Below are 25,563 nucleotides of genomic sequence, written 5' to 3'. Positions count from 1 at the left end.
GCCGGCGAGTCTTTCGGGCTGAACTCCGGCCCGTTCGACGCAACGCGCGTGACGGGAGTTGGAGTATGCCGGTGGTGTACCCGGCGTTACTTCGGCGGCGGGTCAGGCCGCGGCGCGGCTCGCGGCGAGCTTGCGCTGCAACTCTGGCATCATCTTCGCCACCGCTTCCTCTCCGGCCAGAATCGCGGCGTTGCGCTGCGAGAAATCGCTGCCGCTCATGGCGGCGAGATTCGGCCGGATCACGACATCCGCGTACTTGTCGAGTTCATAGGTCTTGATCGTCTGGCCCATGATCGTGAAGGTCTGCATCAGCACATCGAACGAACTGGCGGTGAGCCCGCTTTCCGGGCGCTGCGAGATGTCGACGGCGATCACGAAATCCGCGCCCATTCTGCGTGCGAACGAGGCCGGCACCGGGCTCACCAGGCCACCGTCCACGTATTCATGGCCGCCTATTTTCACCGGCTCGAAAATCGACGGCACACTGCACGATGCGCGCACGGCAATGCCGGTGTTGCCGCGCTGGAACAGGATCGGCTGGCCGGTTTTCAGATCCGTGGCGACCACACCGAGGGGCTTGGCCATCTTCTCGATCGGACGATTGTTGAGGGTCGTATTCAAGTAGTTTTGCAGCGCGATGCCTTGCAGAAAACCGCGTGTGCGAAACGGCATGGCCCAGTCGCTGATCGACGCTTCGTCCATGGAAAGCGCGAGCTTGTTCAGCGCAAAGCCGTTCATCCCCGAGGCGTACAGCGCACCGACTACCGAGCCCGCGCTGGTGCCCGCCACCAGGTCGACCTGGATATTGCGCGCCTCCAGCGCCTTGATCACGCCGATGTGCGCGAAGCCGCGCGCAGCGCCGCCGCCTAGCGCGAGCCCGACACGGATTGGCCGCTGCGGTTTGTCGAGCGGCGGCATGTTGCCCGTGGGCGTGACGGCGACCGGCGTGCTATCGGTCTTGCTGCCGCCGGTCGTGGTGCAGGCAGCCAGCACCGCGGAGGCGGCCGCCAATGAGAAGTTACGACGGGCGAGGCGAGGGGATGACGGTTTCAACGGGTTCTCCAGCAACGGCATGGCCGGCGCGCGATCGGAACAATGGGCGCAAGCTGCGCCGCGATCAGACGGATAGTCAAACGGACGGGAGCGCCGGCGGCGATCTCATGCGCTGCGGTTCTATCCCCACTCGCAGCGCGCGCACATCATAAATCAAAGCTCCGGGCGCGCGTCGGCCTGGTAATGAAACGTTGCAGACGAAGCGCCCAGGCGCAATGGGGCATGCGTTCCGCGCGCCCCGTGTGCTGCCGCTGGCCGTTCGGACGAGGGCAGGCAAGCCGGGTTCGGAAGGTATAATTCCGCTCTCACATTTATTTCCTGCGTGCCCATGCCTGGCGTTTTCTGTTGCATGGGCGCGGTCCGCTGCCGCGCTTCACGGGCAATGTCTGTCACGGCGCCGGCGCCTGTCTTCCGAGTAACCGCAAATGACCACCTCTGTTCGCACCCGTTTCGCACCGAGTCCCACCGGCTTCATCCACCTCGGCAACATTCGCTCCGCGCTTTATCCGTGGGCGTTCGCGCGCAAGATGAAAGGGAGCTTCGTGCTGCGGATCGAGGACACCGACGTCGAGCGCTCGAGTACCGAAGCCGTCGATGCCATTCTCGAAGGTATGGAGTGGCTGGGCCTAGATTTCGACGAAGGCCCGTTCTACCAGATGCAGAACATGGACCGTTATCGCGAAGTGCTCAAGCAGATGCGGGATGCCGGCCTCGTGTACCCGTGCTACATGTCGACCGAAGAACTCGACGCATTGCGTGAGCGTCAGCGTGAAGCGGGCGAAAAGCCGCGTTACGACGGTACGTGGCGTCCGGAGCCCGGCAAGGTGTTGCCGGAGCCGCCGGCAGGCGTGCAACCGGTGCTGCGCTTCCGTAATCCGTTGACGGGTGTCGTGGCATGGGACGACGCAGTGAAAGGCCGCATCGAGATATCGAATGAAGAACTCGACGACCTCGTGGTCGCACGCCCGGACGGCACGCCGATGTACAACTTCTGCGTGGTGGTGGACGACCTGGACATGCGCATCACGCACGTGATTCGCGGCGACGATCACGTCAACAATACGCCGCGCCAGATCAACATTCTGCGTGCGCTTGGTGCCGAGCCGCCGGTGTATGCGCACTTGCCGACCGTGCTGAACGAGCAGGGCGAGAAGATGAGCAAGCGTCATGGCGCGATGAGCGTGATGGGTTATCGCGACGCCGGTTATCTGCCGGAAGCGGTGGTCAACTATCTGGCACGTCTGGGCTGGTCGCATGGTGACGCGGAAATCTTCACGCGCGAGCAGTTCGTGGAATGGTTCGATCTGGAGCATCTGGGCAAGTCGCCGGCGCAGTACGACCACGACAAGCTGAACTGGCTCAACGCGCACTACATCAAGGAAGCGGACAACGCGCGCCTCGCGGAACTCGCCAAGCCTTTCTTCGCCGAGTTGGGTATCGACGAAGCCGCGATTGCGCAAGGCGCCGATCTGACTTCGGTAGTGGGGCTGCTGAAGGACCGCGCTTCCACGGTGAAGGAAATCGCCGAGAACGCGGCGATGTTCTATCGCGTGCCGGCGCCGGACGCCGAGGCGCTCGCGCAGCACGTCACGGATGCCGTGCGTCCGGCACTGGCCGAGCTGGCTGCATCGCTCAAGACGGTGGAGTGGACCAAGGAGGCGATCGCCGCAGCGTTGAAAGCAACGCTTGGCGCACACAAGCTGAAGATGCCGCAACTCGCCATGCCGGTTCGTCTGCTGGTGGCGGGCACCACGCATACGCCGTCGATCGACAGCGTGCTGATGCTGTTTGGCCGCGATGTCGTCGTGAGCCGTATCGAAAAAGCGTTGGCTTGAGCGCATTCGCGCCTGCCTTGAGAGGGTTTGCATGCGACTTGCGAAAAAAGTCGCATGCAATTGCTCAAAGGGTATTTACAAAGCGCAAATTGGCCTCTAGAATCTCGTTTCTGTTCTGCAAGGGGGGTATAGCTCAGCTGGGAGAGCGCTTGCATGGCATGCAAGAGGTCAGCGGTTCGATCCCGCTTACCTCCACCATCAGAGCAGAGTGAAGTCGTTCCGAAGTCTGGAGCTTGTAGCAAAAAAGACTTCACAAACGGCTGTAACGTAGTTAGAATATCGGTCTTTGCTGCAGGCGAAACGAAATTAACGTCAGTTGGCAGCAAGATAAAGACAGATCTGAAAAGATTATGTCCCCTTCGTCTAGAGGCCTAGGACATCACCCTTTCACGGTGAGTACAGGGGTTCGAATCCCCTAGGGGACGCCAAACATCAGCGTCGCTTGGTAGCAGTGAAGCAGCGCAGCTTGCAGAGAAAAAACCAACGCTCGCAAGTCATGATAGGCAAACTGGAGTGGTAGTTCAGTTGGTTAGAATACCGGCCTGTCACGCCGGGGGTCGCGGGTTCGAGTCCCGTCCACTCCGCCAGACAAAGCCCGTTCATACAAATCTGAACGGGCTTTTTCATTAAAGGTGTAAGCAGTACGTTGTCCCCTTCGTCTAGAGGCCTAGGACATCACCCTTTCACGGTGAGTACAGGGGTTCGAATCCCCTAGGGGACGCCAGAACATCGGCGTCGTTCGGTTGGCAGTATGAACGGTGCGGCGGTTGAAAGAGCCTGGCTCATAAACCGCGCTGTAAAAATCTGGAGCGGTAGTTCAGTTGGTTAGAATACCGGCCTGTCACGCCGGGGGTCGCGGGTTCGAGTCCCGTCCGCTCCGCCAGATTTTAAAAAGCCCACTTCGAAAGAAGTGGGCTTTTTTTATTTCCGCCGCCGGTCCGCCTGGGTATCGTCCGGGTATGCTCGGGACAAACAGCCATTGCCAGCGCGCGCGGGCTGTTTTACCGTTGACCTGACTTATCTTCGTCGTCCCGCCATGTTCGACCCAACCGAAGCTCCGTCACCGTTTTATCTGCGCCAGGCCAGCATGGACGATTTCGAGTTCGCTGAGGCGCTGACCCGCAACAACATGGGTGGCTACTATCGCCGGCACCATCTGGTCTGGCGTGGCGATCTCTTTCTCGGCAGTTGGCGCGAGTCGGAAAATTTCATTCTCGAAGTGGATGGCGAGCCGATCGGCGTGCTGCGCATCACGCAAGAAGGGGATTCGCTGCACATCCGCGACGTGCAGATTGCCGAAGGGCATCGGCGGCTCGGCGCCGGCACGTATCTGCTCGACATCTCGCATCAGTGGGCACGCGAGCGCGGGCTACGCGAGTTGCAGTTGCGCGTGTTCGTCGACAATCCCGCCGCGCGCTTGTATCAGCGCAAGGGGTATAAGCTGACCGGGCCGCGTCTGGCGCAACTCGGCGCGATCCGTCATCTGGCGCGGCGCGTCTGACGCATTGCCGCGAGCGGTTATCCCTTGCACCGTCACTTCTGCGCGGTCTCTTCGTCCGCTTCCGAAGCAGCACTGCTAGCTGCGCTTTCCACGCGGTGCTCGGCGCCACGCTCGATGAACGCGCGTGGACTGGCGCCGAATGCCCGCCGGAACATCGCCGAGAACGCGCTCTGACTCTGGTAGCCCAGTTCTTGTGCGACGTGTGAAAGCGGCCGCCCTTGACTCAATAGCGGAATCGCACGCGCGAGAATGGCCTGCTGCCGCCATTGCGAAAAACTCACGCCTAACTCCTGACGAAACAACCGGGCGATCGTGCGCGTACTCGCACCGACACTCGATGCCCATTGTTCGAGCGAGTCGCCGTGCGTCGGATCCGCGATCACGGCCTCGCACAGCGCGCGCAAGCGCTTCTCGTTGGGCATCGGCACCGATAGCGGCAGGGGCTCCGAGCGCGTCAGTTCGTCGAGCGCGAGCGCGCCTAGCAGTTGTTCGCGTGTCGCTGAAATGCCAGGTGTGTCGAGCGCGGCGATGACTTCGCGCAGCAGGTTCGATACTTCAACCACGCGCGGGCTATCCAGGCCGGCCGGGACCGTGCTTTCGGTAATGTAGAGCGTGCGCAGAAACGCGTCTTCAATCGCGACCACTTCGTGCGTCACATGCGGCGGCACCCAGATCGCCCGGGATGGCGGCACCATCCATGTTGTGCCGGTTGTCGCAACTCGCAGCACCCCTCGCGACGCATAGGCCACCTGCGCCCACGCATGCGTGTGTCGCGCGATACGCCAGCCCGACGGCATCAACCGTGAGCGTACGCGAATCGGATGCGATTGCGTCGGCTGGAATTCGGGCGGAATGTCGGCGAAGCGGGTCTGGCTCGACGGGTCCGGGTCAGTGGACGAATTCATATTGAAGATCGATCCAGGGGATGGAACTCAAATAAAGCAGCGCCTGCGAAGACGTGGAACCCATGAGCATGCGGCGCCCAGGCACCGCGCGTTCGTGCGTGGACCCGGGCGTGCGGCCCCGGCGGTACGGGCTCAAAATTACCGCGGGCTTCTCATTGTAGGTGTTGCGTCGGAATTGACGTTGCATAATGTCCCGATTGCACGGATTCCGAGGAGAACCCCCATGAGCTTCGCCACCGCCGACTTGTGCGATGCGCACGAGGACCTGCTGGCGCTGGGCACGTTGCGTGTGCTCGAGCCGGTCTTTCATCTCTTCAGCCGTGCCGAGAGTTTCAGCGGCGAGGCGGTGACGCTCAAGGTGTTCGAAGACAACGCGCTCGTGCGCGCCACGCTCGAGGAGAAGGGCGCCGGCCGGGTGCTGGTGGTCGACGGCGGCGGCAGTCTGCGTTGCGCGCTGGTAGGCGGCAACCTCGCGCAAATTGCCGAGCAGAACGGCTGGGCGGGCATCGTGCTGAACGGCTGCGTGCGCGATACGCTGGAACTCAACGAAATCAATGTCGGGGTGGCGGCGCTGGCGACCTGCCCACGGCGTGGCCAGAAACTCGGCACGGGTGAGCGCGACGTGCCGGTGCAGTTGCCGGGCGCGCTGGTGCGTCCGGGCGAGTGGATCTATGCGGATATCGACGGCGTGCTGGTGGCGAGCGCGCCGCTGAACTGAAGCGCCGGCGTCAGCCGGGGCGAACCGAATTCATCATCAAGGAGAGCAAACGACGATGCAGACCGTTTTTGTATATGGCACGTTGCGTGCCGGCGAAGTGAACGACCTCAGAGAGGCTGCCGCGCGCAACGAAATCGCCGAGCCGAATCTGCTCGGCACGGCCACGGTGCGCGGCCATCTGTTCGACTTCGGCCTGTATCCAGGTCTGGTGGTCGACGAAGCGGGCGTAGACGTCACGGGTGACGTCTACGAAATCGAAGATGAACTGGTCGCGGTGCTCGATGAGATCGAAGCGGTGTATCCTGGCGTCGAAGATCGTTTCCTCGCGCGGGAAGTGATGGTGAAAGTAGACGGCAACGTCGTGAACTGCCGCTTCTATCCGGTCTCGCCCAATGCGGTGAAGGGCCTGCCGGAAATCAGATCGGGCGATTGGGTCGAGCATCGCAGCACGCGCTGAGCGATGCTCGCGCCGGTTCGCGGCGAGCGCACCAAGTGTACGTAACAACGCATAGCGGCTACATCGCGTGCGCATAAAAAAACGGCCCGGCAGGCATGCGCCTGTCGGGCCGTCCGGTCGGTCAGCCTTGCGACCCGGGCCGCTCTTTCATCTTGCGTGGCTGGTGAAAGCGGGCCTGGTACGACGTCGTTATTGCTGGTGCCTGAGGCAGCCTGGATGCCTCAGATTTCTTCGTACAGCGGCAGCGTCAGAAAGTCGGTGAATTGCTCCGATGTCGACATTTCGTCGAAGATTTGCGCGGCGCGATCGTACGGCTTCGTATCGCCGCCGACGGCCTGCTTCACCTTGTCGAGCTCTTCTGCCGACAAGGCACGCACCAGTTCCGCCGTGACCTTGCGGCCATCTTCGAGCTTGCCCTTCGGCGAGCGAATCCACTGCCACACTTGCGAGCGCGAGATTTCCGCGGTGGCGGCGTCTTCCATCAGGTTGTGAATCGGCACGCAGCCATTGCCCGCGAGCCACGAACCCAGGTAGTGAATGCCGACATTGATGTTGTTGCGCAGACCGCCTTCGGTGATCGGCGCTTCCGGGCGGAAGTCCATCAGGTCGGAGGCCGTGACGAGCACGTCATCGCGTTGCTTGCCGATCTGGTTCGGCTTGTCGCCGAGCACCTTGACGAATTCTTCCATCGCGATCGGCACGAGACCCGGGTGCGCCACCCAGCCGCCGTCGTAACCGTCGCCCGCATCGCGTGCCTTGTCCGAGCGCACGCCGCCCATGGCCTTTTCGTTCGCTGCCGGATCGTTCTTGATCGGAATCAGCGCGCTCATGCCGCCGATTGCCGGGGCATTGCGGCGATGGCAGGTCTTCAGCAGCAGCAGCGCGTAGGCACGCATGAAAGGCGAGGTCATGGTGATCTGCGAGCGGTCGGCGAGGCAGAAATCGCGGTCGCTCTTGAACTTCTTGATTGCCGAGAAGATGTAGTCCCAACGGCCGGCGTTCAGACCCGAGCTGTGCTCGCGCAACTCGTACAGGATTTCGTCCATTTCGAACGCGGCGACGATCGTTTCGATCAGCACGGTCGCGCGAATCGTGCCGCGCGGCACGCCCACGGCTTCCTGTGCGGCGAGGAAGATGTCGTTCCACAGGCGCGCTTCGAGATGGCTTTCCATCTTCGGCAGATAGAAGTAGGGCGCCGTGCCGCGCGCGACCTGTTCCTTCGCGTTGTGAACCATGAAGAGCGCGAAGTCGAAGATACCGCCGCTGACGCGCTTGCCGTCCACCGTCACGTGCTTTTCGTCCAGGTGCCAGCCGCGCGGACGCACGATCAGCGTGGCGATCTTGTCGTTCAGCGTGTACGACTTGCCATTCTGTTCGAGCGAAATCGTGCGGCGCACCGCGTCCTTCAGATTGATATGGCCGGTAATCTGGTTATCCCAGCTCGGCGCGTTCGAATCCTCGAAGTCGGTCATGTATGAATCCGCGCCCGAATTCAGCGCGTTGATGATCATCTTGCGCTCGACCGGACCGGTAATCTCCACGCGGCGGCACTGCAGATCTTGCGGCAGCGGTGCGATCTTCCAGTCGCCTTCGCGCACGCTCTTCGTTTCGGCGAGGAAGTCCGGACGCTCACCGGCGTCGAGCCGTTTAGTGCGCTCGACGCGCGCCTGCAGCAGTTGCTGGCGGCGTGGTTCGAACGTGCGATGCAGCGCGGCGACAAGCTCAAGCGCTTCGCGGGTGAGGATTGCTTCATAGCCCGGCTTGATCTCAGCCGTGATTTCCATGCCCTGCGGCAACTGCAGTGAGGACTGCGATGACAGCGGATTCGCCATGGTTTCTCCTTGGTCGGTCAGATTGCAAAGGTGCAAATGTTGAGATGCGCTTGAATTGCGTCGTGGAATCCAGGCAATAGCCGTCACGCGCCAGGGCTGTGGCGCGGGCGGCTGCCGCCGGGATTGCCGGTGCCGCTATTGCGATTGGGCGACGCGAGAGACTTCAAAAAAGCGAGCAGATCGTTCATGCCTCCGCCCGCGCCATGCGGCGTAACGCCCAGTTCTTCGGCGGGTGCGTTTTGCCGGTTAAGCCAGAAAGTGGTGAAGCCGAACCAGCTCGCGCCAGCCACGTCCCAGCCGTTCGACGATACGAAGACGATCTCGCGCGGCTCGGCGCCGAAGGCTTGTGTGCCGAGCGAGTAGGCCGCGGGCGAGGGTTTGTACGCGCGCACGGTATCGACGGATAGAACATGGTCGAACAGGCGCGTCATGCCGGCGCTCTTCACGGCAATGTCGAGCATTTGCGGATTGCCGTTCGAGAGGATCGCGAGACCGGGCGTCGCAGTTACCATCGGCGCGGTTTTGCCGCCCGCAGGCGCAGGCATGGAGGCGGACAACGGCGACGGTGCGTCGCGCAATTGGCGCAGTGCGGGGACGGCATCGGGAAAAGCGGACAGGCACGCGTATTCGTCCATCAGACGCTTTTCCGCCGCGCGGCCCAGCGTGAGATGCAGTTTCCTGGCGGAAAAGCGCAAGGCGTCGAGCGTGATGTCCCAGAACGGCCGGTAGTGCGCGCCCAGTGCGCCGGCCGGATCGGCGAGCGTGCGCAACTGCGTGTATTCGATCTGTTTCTGGCGCCACAACTGCGAAAGCGCGTCGCCTTGGCCCGGGAACATCTGCTCCGCGGCAGCGATCACCGAATGCACGTCGAAAAGCGTGCCGTAGGCGTCGAAAATCACTGCTTTGGGGAAAGGTGTCGTTGTGGCCGACATTGCCGTGCACTCCATTAGAGGTCAGGACGGATTGTATTAGTGATGGTATGCGCTAAAAAAGAGGCTAAAGATCACTTGATCTTTTACTTTCATCCACCTAATCTGACGCGCACCGACCACTTTCCCGCGCAGTCCCAGAGGACTTCCTTCGGGGCACTGCGGCTCCACTGCCCATGGACCGTTTCAAGCAGATCGAAACTTTCGTTACTGTCGCGGCGAGAGGCAGCCTGTCTGCCGCGGCGCTCGCCGAAGGCGTCGCGCCCGCCATCATTGGCCGCCGTATCGATGCGCTGGAAGAGCGCCTCGGCGTCAAACTGCTTGTGCGGACCACTCGAAAGATCACGCTGACCTTCGAAGGCTCGGCGTTTCTCGAGGATTGCCAGCGCGTCATTCACGACATGCAGAATGCCGAAGCCAGCGTGTCGGCGGGGGGCGTGAAGGCGAGCGGCCATTTGCGCCTGTCGGCGCCGGCCGGGTTTGGACGCAGGCATGTTGCGCCGTTGGTGCCTGCCTTCACCGTCGCCCATCCGGATGTGTCGATTACGCTCGACCTGTCCGACCGGCTGGTTGATCTCGTCAACGAGGGCTTCGACTGCGCCGTGCGTTTGGGGGAGCTGCCGGATTCGTCCCTGGTGTCGCTCAAGCTTGGCGAGAACCGCCGCGTGTGTGTGGCTTCGCCGTCGTATCTGAGCCGGCGCGGCTCGCCGCACACACTGGCCGATCTCGCGCACCACAACTGCCTGGCGCTCGGTGCGAGTGCCAATCAGCAACGTGGCTGGATGTTTCAGCAGGGCGACAAGGTCGTGTCGATCAAGGTGTCCGGCACGATGGAATGCTCGGATGGCGCCGTGCTGCACGAGTGGTGCCTTGAGGGTTACGGGCTCGCATGGCGTTCGTGGTGGGAGGTCGGCGCGGATATCGCGGCCGGGCGCCTCGTCAGCGTGCTCGACGAGTTCGCCGCGCCGCCGATCGGCATCCATGCGGTGTTTCCGCAACGCCGGCATTTGCCGCTGCGGGTGCGTCTGTTTCTGGACTTTCTCAAGCATACGTACGGCCATCCTGATTACTGGAACTGACGCCGGCCGCGGTGCCGCATAGGTGCAAGGTGGCGCGACTGCGCCCCGCACCATCCGTGCAGCGGGTTTCCGATATGCGGACAGACCCGCACGATGGCCTTGCGCTCATTTCTGCGACCTACAATCGATTGGAGCGGCTTCCATACCGAACCTCGTCGGACGCTGACGCCGCGCTGCACGAAGCCGGCGACGGAGGGCATCATGTTCAGGCACATCCTGGTTCCGACCGATGGTTCAGACCTGTCGCGCAAAGCGATAGACGGCGCCATCGACCTCGCGCAGGCGGTGGGCGCTCGCGTTACCGCGTACGCCTGTCTGCCGCAATATCCGTACTCGCCGTTTTCCGACGTGGTGATCGAGCCGCCGGTCGAGTTTTTGCAACGCAGCGAGCGTGAAGCACGGGTGCATCTGCGGGAAGTGGAGCTGGCCGCGCGCCGTGTCGGTGTCGCATTCGATAGCCGCACCAGCGTGCATCCGGCACCGTATCTCGGCATCATCGAAGCCGCGGAGCAGGGTGGCTGCGATGTGATTTTCATGGCTTCGCATGGGCGGCGCGGTCTCGGCAGCCTGCTGATCGGCAGCGAGACGCAACGGGTCCTGACGCATACGAAGATTCCCGTGATCGTGTACCGCTAGGCGGCCCGCGCACGATTCGCATCGCTGACAGGCACGGCGTAAAAAAACGCGCCGGCGATGAGGCCGGCGCGTCCTGTGTTCGCCGCACAATCCATTGCGCTGGCTTTGTCTCCACTGCCGCCATCACTCCCAGATTCCAACCATCAGGACAGACGGCGTTCCAGCCCTGATGGCTTCAGTCCTCCCTGAAGGCGGCCCTCTGGCGGGGCCGCTTTGTCGTCTGCCTTGCCGTTTCCGCGATCAGAGCGCCGGATGCCTTAAGCAACCTTCTTGTCGAAGAACTGTTCGTCCTCCGTCGAACCGTGTAGCGCGGTCGTCGATGCATCGCGCTCGACCGTTTGCGTCACGGCGTCGAAGTAGCCGGTGCCGACTTCGCGCTGATGCTTGACCGCGGTGAAACCCTTTTCAGCCGCAGCGAATTCAGCCTGCTGCATTTCGACGAACGCCGTCATCTGGTTGCGGGCATAGCCGTGCGCCAGGTTGAACATCGAGTAGTTCAGCGCGTGGAAGCCGGCCAGCGTGATGAACTGGAACTTGTAGCCCATCGCGCCGAGTTCGCGCTGGAACTTGGCGATGGTTGCGTCGTCCAGGTTCTTCTTCCAGTTGAACGACGGCGAGCAGTTGTACGACAGCAGTTGATCCGGGAATTCCTTGTGGATCGCGTCGGCGAATTTCTTCGCGAACTCGAGGTCCGGCTTGCCGGTTTCGCACCAGATCATGTCGGCGTACGGCGCGTAGGCGAGACCACGCGAGATTGCCTGCTCCAGACCCGGCTTCGTGCGGTAGAAACCTTCCACCGTGCGCTCACCCGTCAGGAACGGCTTGTCGTTGTCGTCCACGTCCGACGTAATCAGGTCGGCGGCTTCCGCGTCGGTGCGAGCCAGCAGCACGGTCGGCGTGCCGGAGACGTCGGCGGCCAGACGCGCGGCCGTCAGCTTGGCGATGTTTTCGCGGGTCGGCACGAGCACCTTGCCGCCCATGTGGCCGCACTTCTTTACCGAAGCCAACTGGTCTTCGAAGTGCACGCCGGCCGCGCCCGCTTCGATCATCGCCTTCATCAGTTCGAACGCGTTCAGCACGCCGCCGAAACCGGCTTCCGCGTCGGCCACGATCGGGGCGAAGTAGTCGATATAGCCTTCGTCGCCCGGATTCTTGCCCTCCGACCACTGGATCTGGTCAGCGCGCGTCAGCGTATTGTTGATGCGCTTCACGACGAGCGGCACCGAGTTCGCCGGATACAGCGACTGGTCCGGGTACATTTCACCGGCCACGTTCGCATCGCCCGCCACTTGCCAGCCCGACAGGTAGATCGCCTTGAGGCCGGCCTTGACCTGTTGCATCGCCTGGTTGCCGGTCAGCGCGCCGAGCGAGTTCACGAACGGCTCGTTATTGACGCTTTCCCACAGCTTTTCCGCGCCGCGCTTGGCAAGCGTGTGTTCCACTTGCAGCGAGCCGCGCAGACGGATCACGTCTTCGGCCGTGTACGTGCGCTTCACGCCTTTCCAGCGCGGATCGGTTTCCCATTGCTGTTGAAGTTGTTTGGCTTGTTGTTCGCGCGACATGGTGTGCTCCTTGGTTGCCTGTAATGGATAGGGTGACTCTTTGTCTTCGTCGAAGCGTTTGGCCGTTTAAGGCGTTTCGTTTCGTGAAGTCTTATATAAGAGTCTAGGCAAATCGGTTGTCGCGCAATAGCGGGCGGGGAGCGTTTTTTGAATATTTATTTTTATTTAAAATCAATTGCTTGGTGGTACTGTTTCACATTAAGAAACGTCTTTTTCCATCTTGCAATAGGCCGTCTTGTGCCGTGCAGCACGATTTTTTACGACGCAAAAAAATTTTTCACATCGTGAAATATTAATGGTCGCCGAAGTACGGACGAAAAAAAACCGGCGCCTGAGCACCGGTTTCTTCTGACCGACGGACCGCATGGAGGCCATCCGGGTCATTTCAGGCCGCGTTACGCACTGAATGAGCTGCGTGAATGCGCTTGCCTGATGACTGCTGGGTCGCTTGTTTAGCTACCGCGACGTGCCGTACGCGGACCGTCGCTGCGGCGTGCGCCGTAGCCGCCGTCACGCGAACCACCGCCGAAGCCGCCTTCACGCGAACCGCCACCGAAGCCGCCGTCACGCGAACCGCCGCCAGCCGACTTGCCGGCCCAGCCGCCACCATTGCCGCTACCGCTGCGTGAACCGCCGCCGTTACCAGCCGGCTTGCCAGCGCCGCTACCAAAGCGACGGCCACCGCCATTGCCACCGCCCGGACGGCCACGGCCGCCAAAGCCAGGACGGCCACCGCCCGACGGAGCCGACTTGCGCGGCTCGAAGCCAGCGACGACGTTGACCGGCAGCGGGGTGCGCACGAAACGCTCGATGCGCTTGAGCGCGCCTTGTTCCGCGTGGTGCACGAGGCTCACTGCGATACCCGAGCGGCCAGCACGGCCGGTACGGCCGATACGGTGCACGTAGTCTTCAGCGAACTTCGGCAGGTCGTAGTTGAACACGTGCGTGATGCCCGGGATGTCGATACCACGAGCCGCGACGTCCGTTGCCACCAGCACGCGCACACGACGCTCGCGCAATGCCTTGATGGTGCGGTTACGCGCGCCTTGCGGCAGATCGCCGTGCAAAGCAGCCGATTCGAAACCGGCGTCGGCCAGACGGCCAGCCAGTTGGTCAGCGTCCATCTTGGTTGCCGTGAAGACGATAGCCTGGTCGAGGCCTTCGTCACGCAGCAGATGGTCAAGCAGACGATCCTTGTGATCGCGGTCGTCAACATAGTGGACGGTTTGCGCGATGTTGGTGCGTTGTTCGAGGCGTTGAACGATCTCGATACGTTCCGGATCCTTCAGCAGGCGGCCGGTCAGCGAACCGATCTTGCCGTCGAGCGTGGCCGAGAACAACATGGTTTGACGCGAAGCCGGCGTAGCCGCCACGATCGTTTCGATGTCTTCGATGAAGCCCATGTCGAGCATGCGGTCAGCTTCGTCGAGCACGAGGATCTGCAGTTGCGACAGATCGATCCGGCCGCGTTCCAGGTGGTCGATCAGACGGCCCGGCGTGGCAACCAGAATTTCCGGGTTCTTTGCCAGCAGCATCAGCTGTTGGCCGTAAGCGACGCCGCCCAGAATGCTGACGGTGCGCAGACGCTTGAGGTGCTTGCCGTACGTGGCAGCGGCGGTGGTGACCTGCATCGCAAGTTCGCGGGTCGGCGTCAGAACCAGCATGGTCGGACGGGCAACCGGTTGCGGGCGGCGCGTGCGGGCGCCGTCAGCCGGACGCGGTTCGCGCGGTTGGCTGGCTTGCGCCTTTTGCAGTTGCGAGAAGCGTTCGATCGCGGGCAGCATGAACGCGGCGGTCTTGCCCGAACCGGTCGGGCTCGAGACCAGCAGATCGCGGCCGGCGATGCCGGCGGGGATCGCGCGTTGCTGAACCGGAGTCGGGATTTGATAGCCAGCGGCGGTCAGCGCGGAGACGACGTCCGGGGACAGACCGAGCGACGCGAACGACGGGCCGGCGGGCGCGGCGGCTTCTGCGGCGACAGCTTCCGGAGCGGCAGCGACGGCTGCGGCTTGTGCGGGTGCGTCGGCTAGACCGAGGGCTTGATCGGCGATGGCGTTCAACGGGCTGCTGGGGGTATTGCTCGAAGTCATGAGAATCCTTGGTAAATCCTTGGTACACACGGAATTAAAACGTCGGCGCCAATCGGCATACCCAAGTCGTCGGATTCAGCGAGCAAAGAAGCAGCGAGCAAATCGAAAAACGGGGGCAGCTCGCGACAATAAAGGCGAGCTTTTCGTTAGAAGCTGTATCGGATGCGACATGCCAACACGGCGTGCCGCCAGCCTGGGACATGATCGCCCGTAGGGGGCTAGGCAGGAGGGGACAGGTTCTAAACTGGATTGGAGCTAAACGCTACGAGGCGCTGCGCCGCAAGGGCCGCTAGAGGAAAGCCGGGCAAAGCAGTGAAGCGCAGGCAGTATTGTATAGAGTTTTGTTGCACTGCGCCACCGTTAAGATATTTCCTGGCGGAAAACTTTGCCTTCACGGCTTGGCCGGCTGCGTTGGGACAGGCTTGGGGCTTTCCCAGCCGTCGATCCGGCTGGCCGCTGTTTTCCGCCGCGGGGCCGGCTCAGGCCGACGCGCCGCTTTTCAGCGATTCGACGAGGTCGACGTATTGCTGCTTCGCGGCGTCCTGAGCGGTGCCTTTGAGCGCGGCCCACGCATCGTACTTGTATTTGCCGACGATATCGGTGAAACCCGGTTTGTCGCCGTGGACGTCGCCGTCGGTAGCCTGCTTGAAGAGGGCGTAGAGGCGCAAAAGAGTGAGGTTGCCGGGACGCTCGGGCAGCTGCTTTGCATCTTCCTGGGCCTGGACGAATTGCGCGTTGATGTCTGTCATGGTGGTTTTGCCCGGCTGGCGGGGCTGGTTTAGGCTGGGCCGATGATCATAACAACTGCATGCTGCCGCGGGGCCGAGGGCTTATTCCAAACGTTCGGCGCCGCCCCGCGGGCAAATCCAAAACCGCATCTGCATGCGCCGTGCCGATTACAATACGGTCCATGACTCAAACTGTGCTTCTTGCCCTCGATACCTCGACCGAATTCTGCTCGGTAGCGCTCCTGTCCGCCGTCGGCGATGCCGCAAGCGGGGCCGCGATTCCTGATCGGGCCGAACCGCGAATCTGGGTGCGCCACGAGCAAACCGGCGCGGTATCCAGCACGCGCCTGCTGCCCGCCATTCGCGAACTTTTCGACCAAGCCGGTCTGAAACTGGCGGATTGCAACGCCATTGCCTTCGGCTCCGGCCCGGGATCGTTCACCGGTCTTCGTACCGCGACGGGCGTCGCTCAGGGCCTCGCATTCGGCCTGAATCTGCCGGTCGTGCCGATCAGCACGCTGCTGGCCTGCGCGGAGAGCGCCCGGCGGCGCGATCCGTCGGCGACCCGCGTGCTCTCTGCGCTCGATGCCCGGATGGACGAGATTTACTGGGCCGACTACGCATGGGATACCGCGCTCGGCGAATGGCGCACGTTGCAGCCGGCATCGCTGGACGCGCCGGAACGGCTTGTTTTGCCCAACGTCCCCTTTACGCTCGCAGGCAATGCGGCGGCGGCTTTCGGTGCGCGGCTGCCCGCGGTTGCCGCGGCGCGAACCGTCGATAGCGAAGCGCTGCCGCACGCGGTGCCGCTTGCGCACGCGGCATTGCGCGCACTTCGCGCCGGCCGCACCGTGCCCGCCGATCAGGCGGCACCGGAATACATTCGCGACAAGGTAGCCCAGACCACGGCGGAGCGCGTGGCCGAGAAAGCCGCCAAGGCCGGGCAGGCTGCCAGCCTGGCGCACGACGCGCATCAAGGCGAGGGCCGGCAATGAGTGGCGTGTTGCTGGCGGACCGTTATATGTCGCCGATGACCGAGGCCGATCTGGACGAGGTCGCGGCCATCGAAAAAATTGCCTACGAATTTCCCTGGAGTCGCGGTAATTTCGGCGATTCGCTGCGCAACGGTTATTTCGGCATCTGTCTGCGTCACGTAACCGGCACGCTGATCGGTTATTGCGTGCTGATGCCGGTGGTCGATGAAATGCACCTGCTCAATTTGTGTGTGGCGCCTGCCGCGCAAGGCGCCGGCGCCGGGCTCGCGCTGCTGCGCGAAGCGGTGCGCATCACCCGCGCGGAAAAACTCGAAGGCATGCTGCTCGAAGTGCGGCCGTCGAATCATCGGGCGATCCGGCTTTATGAGCGCTTTGGCTTTGCGTCGATTGGCCGGCGCAAAAACTATTATCCGGCGCGGCATCGCAGCCGGGAGGACGCCATCGTGATGCGTTTCTCGTTTGCCACGGAGGGCGCAGATGGCGCTGCATGAATCGGTACTGGAAGAGTTCGGACTCGCGCCGCTGTGGGTCCGTCGAGGTATGTCGGCGGCGCAGGAGCACGTGGTTGAAGCCGGCCTCGAGCAGGGCGCCGGCGCGTTAGCGAATCAGGCGGCACCGCTCGATGAGCCGCGTGTGGCGGCGCGTCAAGCGTCGCCGGCTGCATCTGAGCCGGAGCGCCGGCAGGCAGTGCCCGTGGCTGACGCATCGCGGCCTGCGACGCTTGTGAGCGAAGCGCCCCGAGGCGATGCCATACCGGCGCAGGACGAACGTCGCGCAGCGCCACCCGCGCAGGACCAGATTCAGGAACAGGCGCAACGGCGGATGCAGGCGCCAGCCGAAGGACGGCAGCCGACGAGACAGCCGTCGCAGCCGTCGCGAGCATCGGAGCCGCCAGCGTTCGATGCTCCGCCCGACGACGATTTCGCGTGGTTCGATGATCAGCCAGCCCACGCGTCGGTTGAGGCGCGTCACGAGGCACCGGAGCCCGCCGCGATCCAGACGCTCGACTGGGACGCGCTGAGCGAGCGGGTCGCCCACTGCGAGCGCTGCCGGCTGTGCGAGAAACGCACGAACACGGTATTCGGCGTCGGCGATCGCAATGCCGACTGGATGCTGATCGGCGAAGCGCCCGGTGAGAACGAAGATCGTCTGGGCGAGCCGTTCGTCGGCCAGGCCGGCAAGCTGCTCGACAATATGTTGCGTTCGCTCACGCTCGCGCGTGACAGCAACGTCTACATCGCCAACGTGATCAAGTGCCGCCCGCCGGGCAACCGCAATCCCGAACAGGATGAAGTCGCGCGTTGCGAGCCTTATCTGCAACGCCAGGTCGCGCTGGTCAAGCCTAAGCTGATCGTCGCGCTTGGCCGCTTCGCCGCGCAAAGTCTGCTCAGGACCGAGGCGAGCATTTCGTCGCTGCGCGGCCGCGTGCACGAATATGAAGGAGTACCGGTGATTGTCACCTATCACCCGGCGTATCTGCTGCGCAGCCTGCCCGACAAGGCGAAGGCTTGGGCGGACCTGTGCCTCGCGCGCGACACGTGGCTCGCGGCGGGCGGCGTGCCGTCCGGCGTGGCAAAGTGACGGAGGCGAGCGGGCCGGCTGCGCGTGTTGCTGCCGCGCCGAGCCCATCCGCTGCGATTCTAGGGACTTTGCTCGACACCTTGCGCGTGCCGGCCGTGCGCGATCTCGCCTGGCTGCTGCTCAGCGCCGATTTGTTGCGCGCGCAACCACCGGTCGGCGCACTCGCCAGCCCTTTCGGCTCGTCGCAGGAAGCGGCGGCGACCGTTGACTGGTTACGCGCGCTGGATGTCGAGCCGTCCGATTTGCAGCGTGAGCTCGCCGCCACGCGTATCACCCGTCTTGGCCGCTACGCCGAGCGGCTCCTTGGATGGTTTCTGCAACATGGGCCGGCGGCGCGTCTGGTCGCTGCCGGCGTACCGTTGCGGCGCTCGGGCGTGACGCTGGGCGAATGCGATTTTCTGGTGCAGACGCGGCACGGTGCGCGCCTGCATTGGGAGTTGGCGGTGAAGTGCTATCTCCATGCGGGCGAGGGTGGCTCGCAGTCGCCAGCGCGATTAGCCGATTACGTCGGTCCAAATCTGAAGGACCGCTTCGATCTGAAGCTCGCGCATGTGCTGAATCATCAACTGCCGTTGAGCGCGCGTGAAGAGTTTGCCTCGGTCGGCTATGCAGGGCCGTGGACGCCGCAGATGTTTATCAAGGGCTGGCTGTTCTATCGGGCGGGCGAAACGCCTGCCGATCCTGCCGAACTCGATCCGTCGCACGAACGAGGCTGGTGGGTCACACGCAGCGACTGGCCGGACTTTGCCGCGGCGCATGCGCGGATATGGCGCGTGTTGCCCCGGTTGGAATGGCTTGCGCCGCGGCGTCATGAGCAGGGTAAAGAGCAGGCTCTCGCATTCGCCTTTGTCGATCCGCAGAAGCTGGCAGAGCAAACGTCATCCCAGCACGGGCCGACCATGGTCGCCGCGTTTGCTGCCGATAGCAGCGGCAAGCTGATCGAACTTTCGCGTGGTTTTATCGTGCCGGATACGTGGCCCGAGTTGGCGCAGGCCTATGCGCGGGAGCCGCACGAGTTACGTGCGTCGTAGAAATCGCGCGCGTCGCGGAAGGCGCGAGAGGCGCAGGAACCGCGGGAAAATAGGGCGGCCGCCAGCATTAGCGGCCTGAAGCCGGCTGTTACACCTCTACGCCCAGCGCCGCCGCGAGGCCAAAGCGCTTTCGCCTCTCACCACCACCGATAAAAATGATGCACCGGCCCGACGCCGCTGCCCACGTCGAGCCGGTCGCTCGCTTGCAACGCGCCGGTCAGGTACAGCTTGGCGTCAGCGACCGCGCTTGCCAGATCGGCGCGCTGGGGAATCAGCGCCGCAATCGCCGACGACAGCGTGCAGCCCGTCCCATGCGTATTCTTCACCGGCACGCGCGGGCCGCCCAGGCGCAGCGTCCCGCTATCCTGAACGAGCCAGTCGGGACTGTCCGCCGCGCTCAGATGGCCACCCTTCATCAGCACCGCCCGCGCGCCAAGCGCGCGCAGCGCTTCACCCTGTTCGACCATGGCCGCTTCATCGGTGGCCGCCTGCACACCTAGCAAGGCTGCGGCTTCCGGCAGATTGGGCGTCAGCAGGTCGGCCAGCGGCAACAACTCGTCGCGCACGGCCGCGACCGCATCCGGCAGCAGCAGCGCGTGATTGCTCTTCGAAATCATCACCGTGTCGAGCACGACGTGCTTCGGCTTGTGCCGCCGCAGCGCGTCGGCGACCGCACGCGCAATCTGCGCATTCGCCAGCATGCCGATTTTCACGGCGTCGATACGGATGTCGTCGAACACCGCATCGAGTTGCGCGGTGACGAAGGCGGCGTCTGGCGCATGAATTGCCGTGACGCCACGCGTGTTCTGTGCCGTGAGCGCGGTGATCACGCTCGCGCCGTAGGCGCCGAGCGCCGAGAAAGCCTTCAGATCGGCCTGAATGCCGGCGCCGCCGCCGGAATCGGAACCGGCGATCGTCAGCACGTTGGGAATGGATTGAGTCATGGCAAAGCGAGGAAAGGAGAGAGGCGCGGACAGGCAGTGCGCTGCCCGGCGCGGTTCAATGCTTGACTTCGCCGATCAGCGCGACCGAATCGAACGCGCGCTGATTCGCCTGGTGGCGCCGCATGACCAGCCACATCATCAGGCAGACGAAGGTGCCGAATAGCACGATGACCGCCGTGACCGGCACGTCGAGCCAGACCAGCACGGCATACAGGCACAGCATCACAAGCACCGAGAGATTTTCATTGAAATTTTGCACGGCGATCGAGTGACCCGCCGACAGCAGCACGTGGCCGCGATGTTGCAGCAGCGCATTCATCGGTACGACGAAAAAGCCCGACAGGCCGCCGACGATCATCAGGAAAATATACGCGACGATCAGATAGCCCGGCACGTGCACGCGGCCAAAATACAGACCCCAATGGGCGGGAAACAGATTGCGCGTGTAGAAGGCCATCAGCATCACGGCGATGCCCATCATGATGCCGACCGGCAGCACCGTCAGCGACTTCTTCAGCGGGACGCGCGAGGCCGCGAAAATTGCGCCGGCCGCCACGCCCACCGCCACGACCGCCTGCAGAATCGCGGCTTCCGAAAGCGACATGTTCAACTGCACCTCGGCCCACTTCAGCACGATGAATTGCAGCGTCGCCCCCGCGCCCCAGAAAAGCGTGGTGACGGCAAGCGAGATCTGACCGAGCTTGTCGCGCCACAGCACCAGAAAGCAGTCGGCGAAATCGGTGACCAGCTTGATCGGCCCGCGTTCCTGTTTCGGATAGCGCGCGCCGGTGTCGGGAATGCGCAGATTGAACAACGCCGCGATCACGTAGATGGCCATGATCACCAGCATCGCCGCTTCGGCGGGCGTGTTCACGGTGGGAATGTGATGCCGCAGGATAGGCGCGGCGATGTGCGGACTGATGAGCGCGCCGCCGAGCACGGTGCCGAGAATAATCGAGCCGACCGTGGTGCCCTCGATCCAGCCGTTCGCCGCGACCAGCCGGTCAGGCGGCAGCAGTTCGGTAAGAATCCCGTATTTGGCGGGCGAATAGGCCGCCGCGCCGAAGCCCACGATGCCATAGGCGAGCAAGGGGTGTGCGCCGACCAGCATCGTGATGCAACCGACTACCTTGATGGTATTGGTGATGAACATCACGTTCCCTTTCGGGCGGGAATCCGCGAAGGCGCCTACGAAGGCAGCCAGAACGACGTACGACAGCACAAAGAACAACTTGAGCAGCGGCGTCATCCAGTTTGGGGCGTGAAGATCTTTCAGCAGTGCGATAGCGGCGATCAGAAGCGCATTGTCGGCCAGCGACGAAAAAAATTGCGCGGCCATGATGGTGTAAAAACCTTTTTTCATCTGATGCGATGCTGTCCTCGCTGCGGTCTGTCCGCCCCGGCCGCGTGCTGGGCGTCCGGGCTTATACCGTTCGAAATGGGTTGTGCGCACGGCTTTATATCACGAAAATAGCTGAATTCGGACTAGCAAAATCCTTGATCGCACCGCCCAGCGGGCTATCGAGCGTTGAAAACGCCCTGTAAGCTCCTGATTCGCAAGCGTCTTTACGAAAATTACCTATGCCGCGCCCGCTCTCAGCCACGATTCATACCTCCGCACTCGCCAATAATCTCGCCGTCGCCCGGCGCTATGCGCCGAAATCCAAAATCTGGGCTGTGGTCAAGGCGAATGCCTATGGACATGGCCTTGCGCGCGCTTTTCCGGGGCTGCGTGCCACCGACGGCTTTGGTTTGCTGGACCTCGAAGAAGCCGTGAAGTTGCGTGAATTGGGCTGGGCCGGGCCAATTCTCTTGCTCGAAGGGTTCTTTCGTCCGACCGATATCGACGTAATCGACCGCTACAGCCTCACCACGGCGCTGCATTCGGACGAACAACTGCGCATGCTCGAAATGGCGCGCCTGTCCAAGCCCGTCAATATCCAGTTGAAGATGAACACCGGCATGAACCGGCTCGGCTACACGGTGGAAAAATTCCGCTCGGCGTGGGAGCGCGCACGGGCCTGCCAGGGCGTCGGCCAGATCACATTGATGACACATTTCTCGGATGCCGACGGCGAGCACGGCATCGCCCATCAGATGGAAGCGTTCGAGCGCGGTGCGCAAGGCATTGCGGGGGCGCGCAGTCTGTCGAATTCCGCGGCAACGCTGTGGCATCCGGCCGCGCACTTCGACTGGGTGCGACCGGGCATCATGCTGTACGGCGCGTCACCCTCGGGTGTGACGTCGGCGATTGCCGGCACCGGCCTGCAACCGGCCATGATGCTCACCTCCGAACTGATCGCCGTGCAGACGCTTGTCGAAGGCAATACGGTCGGCTACGGGTCGGCGTTCAAGGCGCGCGCGCCGATGCGCATTGGCGTGGTGGCCTGCGGCTACGCGGACGGTTATCCACGGGTCGCGCCGGAAGGCACGCCGGTGATCGTCGACGGTGTGCGTACGCGGATCGTCGGGCGGGTATCGATGGACATGCTGACGGTCGACCTCACACCGATCCCGACGGCCAACATCGGCTCGCGTGTCGAGTTGTGGGGCAACGCACTGCCGATCGACGACGTCGCGCAGGCGTGCGGCACGATCGGCTACGAGCTGATGTGCGCGGTCGCGCCGCGCGTCGCGGTGCGTGCGGAGTAAGGCACGGCAAGCGTATCAATCCAAAGAACAGCAACACAGGCAAGGGCGCGTGGCTAAACAGAAGACGTTGTACATATGCAGTGAATGCGGCGGTCAATCGCCGAAGTGGGCCGGGCAGTGCCCGTCATGCAATGCGTGGAACACGCTGGTGGAATCGGTCGCGGAAGCGCCGTCCACCCATCGCTTCCAGTCGCTCGCCAAGAGCGCGCCGGTGCGGCGTCTCGCCGATATCGAAGCGTCCGACGTGCCGCGCTTTTCGACCGGCGTCAGCGAGTTCGATCGCGTGCTCGGCGGCGGTCTCGTGCCGGGCGGCGTGGTGCTGATCGGCGGCGATCCGGGTATCGGCAAATCGACGTTGCTGCTGCAGTCGCTCGCGGAAATTGCCGCGGACAAACGCGCGCTTTATATCAGTGGCGAAGAATCTGCCGCGCAGATTGCGTTGCGCGCACAACGGCTTTCATTGCTCGAACCTGGCTCGAAGGCCAGCGAGCTGCAACTGCTGGCGGAAATCCAGCTCGAGAAAATCCAGGCGACGATCGCCGAGCAGCGGCCTGACGTTGCGGTGATCGACTCGATTCAAACCGTTTATTCCGACGCGCTGACCTCTGCCCCCGGTTCGGTTGCGCAGGTGCGTGAATGCGCGGCGCAATTGACGCGCATCGCCAAACAGTCGGGCACCACGATCATCATGGTCGGCCATGTCACCAAGGAAGGGGCGCTCGCCGGGCCGCGTGTGCTCGAGCACATCGTCGATACGGTGTTGTATTTCGAGGGCGACACGCATTCGTCATACCGGCTGGTGCGGGCGATCAAGAACCGCTTCGGCGCGGTCAACGAACTCGGCGTGTTCGCGATGACCGAGCGTGGCTTGCGCGGCGTGGCCAATCCGTCGGCGTTGTTTCTCTCGCAGCACGAGCAATCCGTGCCGGGGTCCTGCGTGCTGGTGACGCAGGAAGGCACGCGGCCGCTGCTGGTCGAAGTGCAGGCGCTGGTTGACGCGGCCAATGCGCCAAACCCACGGCGTCTCGCGGTAGGGCTGGAGCAGAATCGCCTTGCGATGCTGCTGGCGGTGCTGCATCGGCATGCCGGCATCGCCTGTTTCGACCAGGACGTGTTCCTGAACGCCGTGGGCGGCGTGAAAATCACCGAGCCCGCAGCGGACCTGGCCGTTTTACTCGCAATCCATTCTTCCATGCGTAACAAGCCGCTGCCCAAGGGGCTTGTGGTATTCGGGGAAGTGGGTCTCGCCGGCGAAATCCGGCCCTCGCCCCGTGGGCAGGAGCGTCTTAAAGAAGCGGCCAAGCTGGGTTTTTCAGTCGCGGTCATTCCGAAGGCCAACGCGCCGAAGCAGCCCATCGAAGGCTTACAGGTTGTTGCTGTCGAACGGATCGAGCAGGCTATCGACCGGGTCCGCACACTTGAATAGACGGGGGTTTCAGCACCTGCGGGCGCTGTTGCAAACGTAATGGGCCGTAAACATCGCCAGATTGTCTGTAACCTGTCCGCCATCCCTTTTTTCTAAGCTGCGAAGGTGTTGCATCCGTTCTGATGCCGAAAAAAGGGATTGCGCCTTGAAACAGTCATATGAAACCGTGGCGGAGCGGCCGATGCAGGTGCGCGGCTGCCGCGTCTCCGAGCCGATTCGCCAGCCTTGGGGCGGCGCTTGCCGGATTGTCGAGTGGATCGACACGACCGGGCAGATTTCGCGCCGGGTCGTAGCCGAAGACGTCACCGCCGCGGAAGTGCGCGCCACGATCAACCGTCACGTGGAAGGCCGCAAGCATTTTCTGTACGACGACGAAAAATCGCCGCGCCAGGTCTTGCCGCGGCAAACGGCGGTGCGGCGCTGAAGCGCTGAGATTTTGGGGGCGATTTGGCCTACGCTCGGGCGCGGGTCGCCCCAGTGTCGTTGCCGTCTTTATCGTCGCTGTCTTTGCCGTCGCTCATAGCCGCATACGCCTGAGGATTGAATAGCGGGTGCTGCGCAGCTTCCGCCGGCGTCAGCACCGGCGAGACGCAGCAGTTCAGCGACTCCAGCAGCAGTACCCATTCCTCCAGCGGGCGCTTGCCGATGAGATCGGCCAACTCCTGCGTCAACGCGCCGGCGTCCGGGCCGCCAATTGCCTGGCCGAGGCTCCAGTGACGCGTCGCCCATTCAGGCCGGTCCAGCGCCATGCACAGCGTTTCCCAGAACTTCAATTCGAGCGCGCCGACCGCGAGCCAGCGATTGTCGAGCGTCCGATACAGGTTGTAGCAGGGCACGCCGCCGTTCAGCAGACCGGCCCCTGCGACTGGAGCGGCGCCCTCGTTGGCGAGCGCCACCTGCGCGACGACGTTGTGCGCATACGTGACATGGGTCATCGATACATCGACGAAGCGGCCAGAGCCGCCGCGCGACACATGCCATAACGCGGCGAGAATCTGCGTTACCGCGCTTAATGCGCCGCCGAGCAGGTCGGCAATCTGGAAGTTCGGCAGAATCGGCACGCCGTCGCGGCTTGCCAGTTGATCGAGCACGCCCGCGTAGCCGATATAGTTCAGATCGTGTCCGGGATGGTCGACAAACGGACCGCTCGCGCCATAACCGGTGATCGCGCAGTAGACCAGCCGCGGATTGAGCGCGCGCAGCGTTTCGTAGCCGATACCGAGACGCTCCATTACGCCGGGCCGGAAACTCTCGATCAGCACATCGGCTTCGGCTGCGAGCGCGCGCAGCACGTTGCGTCCGGCTTGCGATTTGAGGTCGAGGCGCGTTTCGCGCTTGCCGCGGTTCACCAGCCGGTAGAACGCGCCAGGGCGGCCTGCCACCCGGTCGCTCGACGACTGCATCATCGTGCGGGTGGGGTCGCCTGCGCCGGGCGCTTCGATCTTCAGCACGTCGGCGCCGAGTTCCGCAAGCCGCAAGGCGGCGACCGGGCCGGGCAGCAGGCGCGTCAGATCCAGCACGCGCAGGCCTTGCAGCGGCGCCGGTGCCGCCGCCGTTACTGAGGCCGCAGCCGACGGCCCGGCTGAAGATCCCGGTGAGGATTCAGATG

The 25,563-nt window shown here is 63.2% G+C and carries 23 protein-coding genes and 5 tRNA genes; 18 read left to right on the top strand and 10 right to left on the bottom strand.

From position 1 onward, the window contains the following. Positions 1-102: 102 nt before the first annotated feature. On the bottom strand, positions 103-1,053 hold the full coding sequence (locus AC57B6_RS17660; RefSeq protein ID WP_046570343.1) for a patatin-like phospholipase family protein: 951 nt from the start codon (positions 1,051-1,053) through the stop codon (positions 103-105). 425 nt (positions 1,054-1,478) lie between these two features. Between AC57B6_RS17660 and gltX the strand changes: the two genes are divergently transcribed. From gltX to AC57B6_RS17625, 7 genes are all read left to right on the top strand, one after another. Further along, the gene (gltX, locus tag AC57B6_RS17655) at positions 1,479-2,888 is read left to right on the top strand and encodes a glutamate--tRNA ligase (RefSeq protein WP_030100906.1); all 1,410 of its coding nucleotides are present in this window, start codon (positions 1,479-1,481) and stop codon (positions 2,886-2,888) included. Positions 2,889-3,010: 122 nt separating this feature from the next. Continuing rightward, a tRNA-Ala gene (locus tag AC57B6_RS17650) sits at positions 3,011-3,086 on the top strand. A 154-nt stretch (positions 3,087-3,240) separates the two neighbouring features. Then, positions 3,241-3,316, top strand: a tRNA-Glu gene (locus AC57B6_RS17645). Positions 3,317-3,398: 82 nt separating this feature from the next. Further along, positions 3,399-3,475: transfer RNA gene (locus AC57B6_RS17640), tRNA-Asp, on the top strand. A gap of 61 nt (positions 3,476-3,536) precedes the next feature. Beyond that, positions 3,537-3,612 (top strand) — tRNA-Glu (locus AC57B6_RS17635). An 82-nt stretch (positions 3,613-3,694) separates the two neighbouring features. Next, positions 3,695-3,771: transfer RNA gene (locus AC57B6_RS17630), tRNA-Asp, on the top strand. Between the two features lie 153 nt (positions 3,772-3,924). Further along, complete coding sequence (locus AC57B6_RS17625; protein WP_028199409.1) at positions 3,925-4,389, top strand: GNAT family N-acetyltransferase; 465 nt, start codon at positions 3,925-3,927, stop codon at positions 4,387-4,389. 32 nt (positions 4,390-4,421) lie between these two features. Here the strand turns inward: AC57B6_RS17625 and AC57B6_RS17620 are convergent, their stop codons facing one another. After that, the gene (locus AC57B6_RS17620) at positions 4,422-5,294 is read right to left on the bottom strand and encodes an AraC family transcriptional regulator (RefSeq protein WP_030102946.1); all 873 of its coding nucleotides are present in this window, start codon (positions 5,292-5,294) and stop codon (positions 4,422-4,424) included. Between the two features lie 223 nt (positions 5,295-5,517). Between AC57B6_RS17620 and rraA the strand changes: the two genes are divergently transcribed. Continuing rightward, the gene (gene rraA, locus AC57B6_RS17615; RefSeq protein WP_028199407.1) at positions 5,518-6,012 is read left to right on the top strand and encodes a ribonuclease E activity regulator RraA; all 495 of its coding nucleotides are present in this window, start codon (positions 5,518-5,520) and stop codon (positions 6,010-6,012) included. A 55-nt stretch (positions 6,013-6,067) separates the two neighbouring features. Then, positions 6,068-6,469 carry a gamma-glutamylcyclotransferase family protein gene (locus AC57B6_RS17610; protein WP_030102947.1) on the top strand — a complete coding sequence of 134 codons (402 nt, stop codon included), beginning with the start codon at positions 6,068-6,070 and terminating at the stop codon, positions 6,467-6,469. A gap of 221 nt (positions 6,470-6,690) precedes the next feature. Here AC57B6_RS17610 and aceB read toward each other — a convergent pair whose 3' ends face one another. Together aceB and AC57B6_RS17600 are read right to left on the bottom strand one after the other, a co-directional pair. Beyond that, a complete protein-coding gene (gene aceB / locus AC57B6_RS17605; protein ID WP_106351734.1) occupies positions 6,691-8,301 on the bottom strand; it encodes a malate synthase A in 1,611 nt (536 codons plus the stop codon). An 83-nt stretch (positions 8,302-8,384) separates the two neighbouring features. After that, a complete protein-coding gene (locus tag AC57B6_RS17600) occupies positions 8,385-9,233 on the bottom strand; it encodes a (S)-2-haloacid dehalogenase (RefSeq protein WP_496421790.1) in 849 nt (282 codons plus the stop codon). Positions 9,234-9,406: 173 nt separating this feature from the next. Between AC57B6_RS17600 and AC57B6_RS17595 the strand changes: the two genes are divergently transcribed. Both AC57B6_RS17595 and AC57B6_RS17590 read left to right on the top strand, forming a co-directional pair. Continuing rightward, positions 9,407-10,309 carry a LysR family transcriptional regulator gene (locus AC57B6_RS17595; protein ID WP_046568836.1) on the top strand — a complete coding sequence of 301 codons (903 nt, stop codon included), beginning with the start codon at positions 9,407-9,409 and terminating at the stop codon, positions 10,307-10,309. A 201-nt stretch (positions 10,310-10,510) separates the two neighbouring features. Continuing rightward, the gene (locus AC57B6_RS17590) at positions 10,511-10,945 is read left to right on the top strand and encodes a universal stress protein (protein ID WP_028199402.1); all 435 of its coding nucleotides are present in this window, start codon (positions 10,511-10,513) and stop codon (positions 10,943-10,945) included. A 257-nt stretch (positions 10,946-11,202) separates the two neighbouring features. Here the strand turns inward: AC57B6_RS17590 and aceA are convergent, their stop codons facing one another. The 3 genes from aceA to AC57B6_RS17575 form a co-directional block, all read right to left on the bottom strand. Next, complete coding sequence (gene aceA, locus AC57B6_RS17585; protein ID WP_028199401.1) at positions 11,203-12,507, bottom strand: isocitrate lyase; 1,305 nt, start codon at positions 12,505-12,507, stop codon at positions 11,203-11,205. 452 nt (positions 12,508-12,959) lie between these two features. Then, positions 12,960-14,597 (bottom strand): DEAD/DEAH box helicase, encoded by a 1,638-nt coding sequence (locus AC57B6_RS17580; protein ID WP_030102950.1) that lies wholly within the window; start codon positions 14,595-14,597, stop codon positions 12,960-12,962. 479 nt (positions 14,598-15,076) lie between these two features. Then, positions 15,077-15,346, bottom strand: coding sequence for an acyl-CoA-binding protein (locus AC57B6_RS17575; RefSeq protein WP_030102951.1), 270 nt, complete (start codon positions 15,344-15,346; stop codon positions 15,077-15,079). Between the two features lie 161 nt (positions 15,347-15,507). Here AC57B6_RS17575 and tsaB point away from each other — a divergent pair, with 161 nt between their 5' ends. Genes tsaB through AC57B6_RS17555 form a run of 4 tightly spaced genes read left to right on the top strand, consistent with a single transcriptional unit; the run spans position 15,508 to position 18,932 of the window. Then, positions 15,508-16,320 carry a tRNA (adenosine(37)-N6)-threonylcarbamoyltransferase complex dimerization subunit type 1 TsaB gene (gene tsaB / locus AC57B6_RS17570; RefSeq protein ID WP_106351738.1) on the top strand — a complete coding sequence of 271 codons (813 nt, stop codon included), beginning with the start codon at positions 15,508-15,510 and terminating at the stop codon, positions 16,318-16,320. Further along, entirely contained in the window at positions 16,317-16,811 is a 495-nt protein-coding gene (gene rimI, locus AC57B6_RS17565; RefSeq protein ID WP_030102953.1) for a ribosomal protein S18-alanine N-acetyltransferase, read from the top strand. The genes tsaB and rimI overlap by 4 nt, the downstream gene beginning before the upstream one ends. Further along, positions 16,798-17,901, top strand: coding sequence for a uracil-DNA glycosylase (locus AC57B6_RS17560; protein WP_406867282.1), 1,104 nt, complete (start codon positions 16,798-16,800; stop codon positions 17,899-17,901). Before rimI ends, AC57B6_RS17560 begins: the two co-directional genes overlap by 14 nt. Beyond that, positions 17,898-18,932 (top strand): DUF1853 family protein, encoded by a 1,035-nt coding sequence (locus tag AC57B6_RS17555; RefSeq protein WP_496421789.1) that lies wholly within the window; start codon positions 17,898-17,900, stop codon positions 18,930-18,932. Before AC57B6_RS17560 ends, AC57B6_RS17555 begins: the two co-directional genes overlap by 4 nt. A 137-nt stretch (positions 18,933-19,069) precedes the next feature. On the opposite strand, the gene thiD is transcribed toward AC57B6_RS17555, so the two are convergent. Together thiD and lplT are read right to left on the bottom strand one after the other, a co-directional pair. Continuing rightward, a complete protein-coding gene (gene thiD, locus AC57B6_RS17550; protein ID WP_028199394.1) occupies positions 19,070-19,876 on the bottom strand; it encodes a bifunctional hydroxymethylpyrimidine kinase/phosphomethylpyrimidine kinase in 807 nt (268 codons plus the stop codon). A gap of 55 nt (positions 19,877-19,931) precedes the next feature. Next, the gene (gene lplT, locus AC57B6_RS17545; protein WP_028199393.1) at positions 19,932-21,239 is read right to left on the bottom strand and encodes a lysophospholipid transporter LplT; all 1,308 of its coding nucleotides are present in this window, start codon (positions 21,237-21,239) and stop codon (positions 19,932-19,934) included. A 218-nt stretch (positions 21,240-21,457) separates the two neighbouring features. On the opposite strand from lplT, the gene alr reads away from it, so the two are divergent. From alr to AC57B6_RS17530, 3 genes are all read left to right on the top strand, one after another. Next, positions 21,458-22,528, top strand: coding sequence for an alanine racemase (alr, locus tag AC57B6_RS17540; RefSeq protein ID WP_496421788.1), 1,071 nt, complete (start codon positions 21,458-21,460; stop codon positions 22,526-22,528). 49 nt (positions 22,529-22,577) lie between these two features. Continuing rightward, complete coding sequence (gene radA / locus AC57B6_RS17535) at positions 22,578-23,954, top strand: DNA repair protein RadA (protein WP_106351742.1); 1,377 nt, start codon at positions 22,578-22,580, stop codon at positions 23,952-23,954. Positions 23,955-24,099: 145 nt separating this feature from the next. Then, positions 24,100-24,378, top strand: coding sequence for a DUF2866 domain-containing protein (locus AC57B6_RS17530; protein ID WP_106351743.1), 279 nt, complete (start codon positions 24,100-24,102; stop codon positions 24,376-24,378). 28 nt (positions 24,379-24,406) lie between these two features. On the opposite strand, the gene AC57B6_RS17525 is transcribed toward AC57B6_RS17530, so the two are convergent. Continuing rightward, positions 24,407-25,474, bottom strand: coding sequence for a CaiB/BaiF CoA transferase family protein (locus tag AC57B6_RS17525; protein ID WP_216749742.1), 1,068 nt, complete (start codon positions 25,472-25,474; stop codon positions 24,407-24,409). Positions 25,475-25,563 lie beyond the last annotated feature (89 nt).

It is taken from the genome of Paraburkholderia sp. BGA-UO-ETr-F12 (genome assembly GCF_059567945.1).
This window is presented reverse-complemented; position numbering and strand designations above follow the sequence as displayed.

Excerpts from the sequence above, each read along its gene's own strand:
- tsaB (WP_106351738.1), top strand. The coding sequence starts at position 15,508 with ATGACTCAAACTGTGCTTCTTGCCCTCGATACCTCGACCGAATTCTGC.
- AC57B6_RS17580 (WP_030102950.1), bottom strand. The coding sequence starts at position 14,597 with ATGACTTCGAGCAATACCCCCAGCAGCCCGTTGAACGCCATCGCCGAT.
- AC57B6_RS17610 (WP_030102947.1), top strand. The coding sequence starts at position 6,068 with ATGCAGACCGTTTTTGTATATGGCACGTTGCGTGCCGGCGAAGTGAAC.
- rimI (WP_030102953.1), top strand. The coding sequence starts at position 16,317 with ATGAGTGGCGTGTTGCTGGCGGACCGTTATATGTCGCCGATGACCGAG.
- thiD (WP_028199394.1), bottom strand. The coding sequence starts at position 19,876 with ATGACTCAATCCATTCCCAACGTGCTGACGATCGCCGGTTCCGATTCC.
- AC57B6_RS17590 (WP_028199402.1), top strand. The coding sequence starts at position 10,511 with ATGTTCAGGCACATCCTGGTTCCGACCGATGGTTCAGACCTGTCGCGC.
- AC57B6_RS17620 (WP_030102946.1), bottom strand. The coding sequence starts at position 5,294 with ATGAATTCGTCCACTGACCCGGACCCGTCGAGCCAGACCCGCTTCGCC.
- AC57B6_RS17560 (WP_406867282.1), top strand. The coding sequence starts at position 16,798 with ATGGCGCTGCATGAATCGGTACTGGAAGAGTTCGGACTCGCGCCGCTG.
- AC57B6_RS17595 (WP_046568836.1), top strand. The coding sequence starts at position 9,407 with ATGGACCGTTTCAAGCAGATCGAAACTTTCGTTACTGTCGCGGCGAGA.
- alr (WP_496421788.1), top strand. The coding sequence starts at position 21,458 with ATGCCGCGCCCGCTCTCAGCCACGATTCATACCTCCGCACTCGCCAAT.
- rraA (WP_028199407.1), top strand. The coding sequence starts at position 5,518 with ATGAGCTTCGCCACCGCCGACTTGTGCGATGCGCACGAGGACCTGCTG.
- AC57B6_RS17600 (WP_496421790.1), bottom strand. The coding sequence starts at position 9,233 with ATGTCGGCCACAACGACACCTTTCCCCAAAGCAGTGATTTTCGACGCC.
- aceB (WP_106351734.1), bottom strand. The coding sequence starts at position 8,301 with ATGGCGAATCCGCTGTCATCGCAGTCCTCACTGCAGTTGCCGCAGGGC.
- aceA (WP_028199401.1), bottom strand. The coding sequence starts at position 12,507 with ATGTCGCGCGAACAACAAGCCAAACAACTTCAACAGCAATGGGAAACC.
- AC57B6_RS17625 (WP_028199409.1), top strand. The coding sequence starts at position 3,925 with ATGTTCGACCCAACCGAAGCTCCGTCACCGTTTTATCTGCGCCAGGCC.
- gltX (WP_030100906.1), top strand. The coding sequence starts at position 1,479 with ATGACCACCTCTGTTCGCACCCGTTTCGCACCGAGTCCCACCGGCTTC.
- AC57B6_RS17575 (WP_030102951.1), bottom strand. The coding sequence starts at position 15,346 with ATGACAGACATCAACGCGCAATTCGTCCAGGCCCAGGAAGATGCAAAG.
- lplT (WP_028199393.1), bottom strand. The coding sequence starts at position 21,239 with ATGAAAAAAGGTTTTTACACCATCATGGCCGCGCAATTTTTTTCGTCG.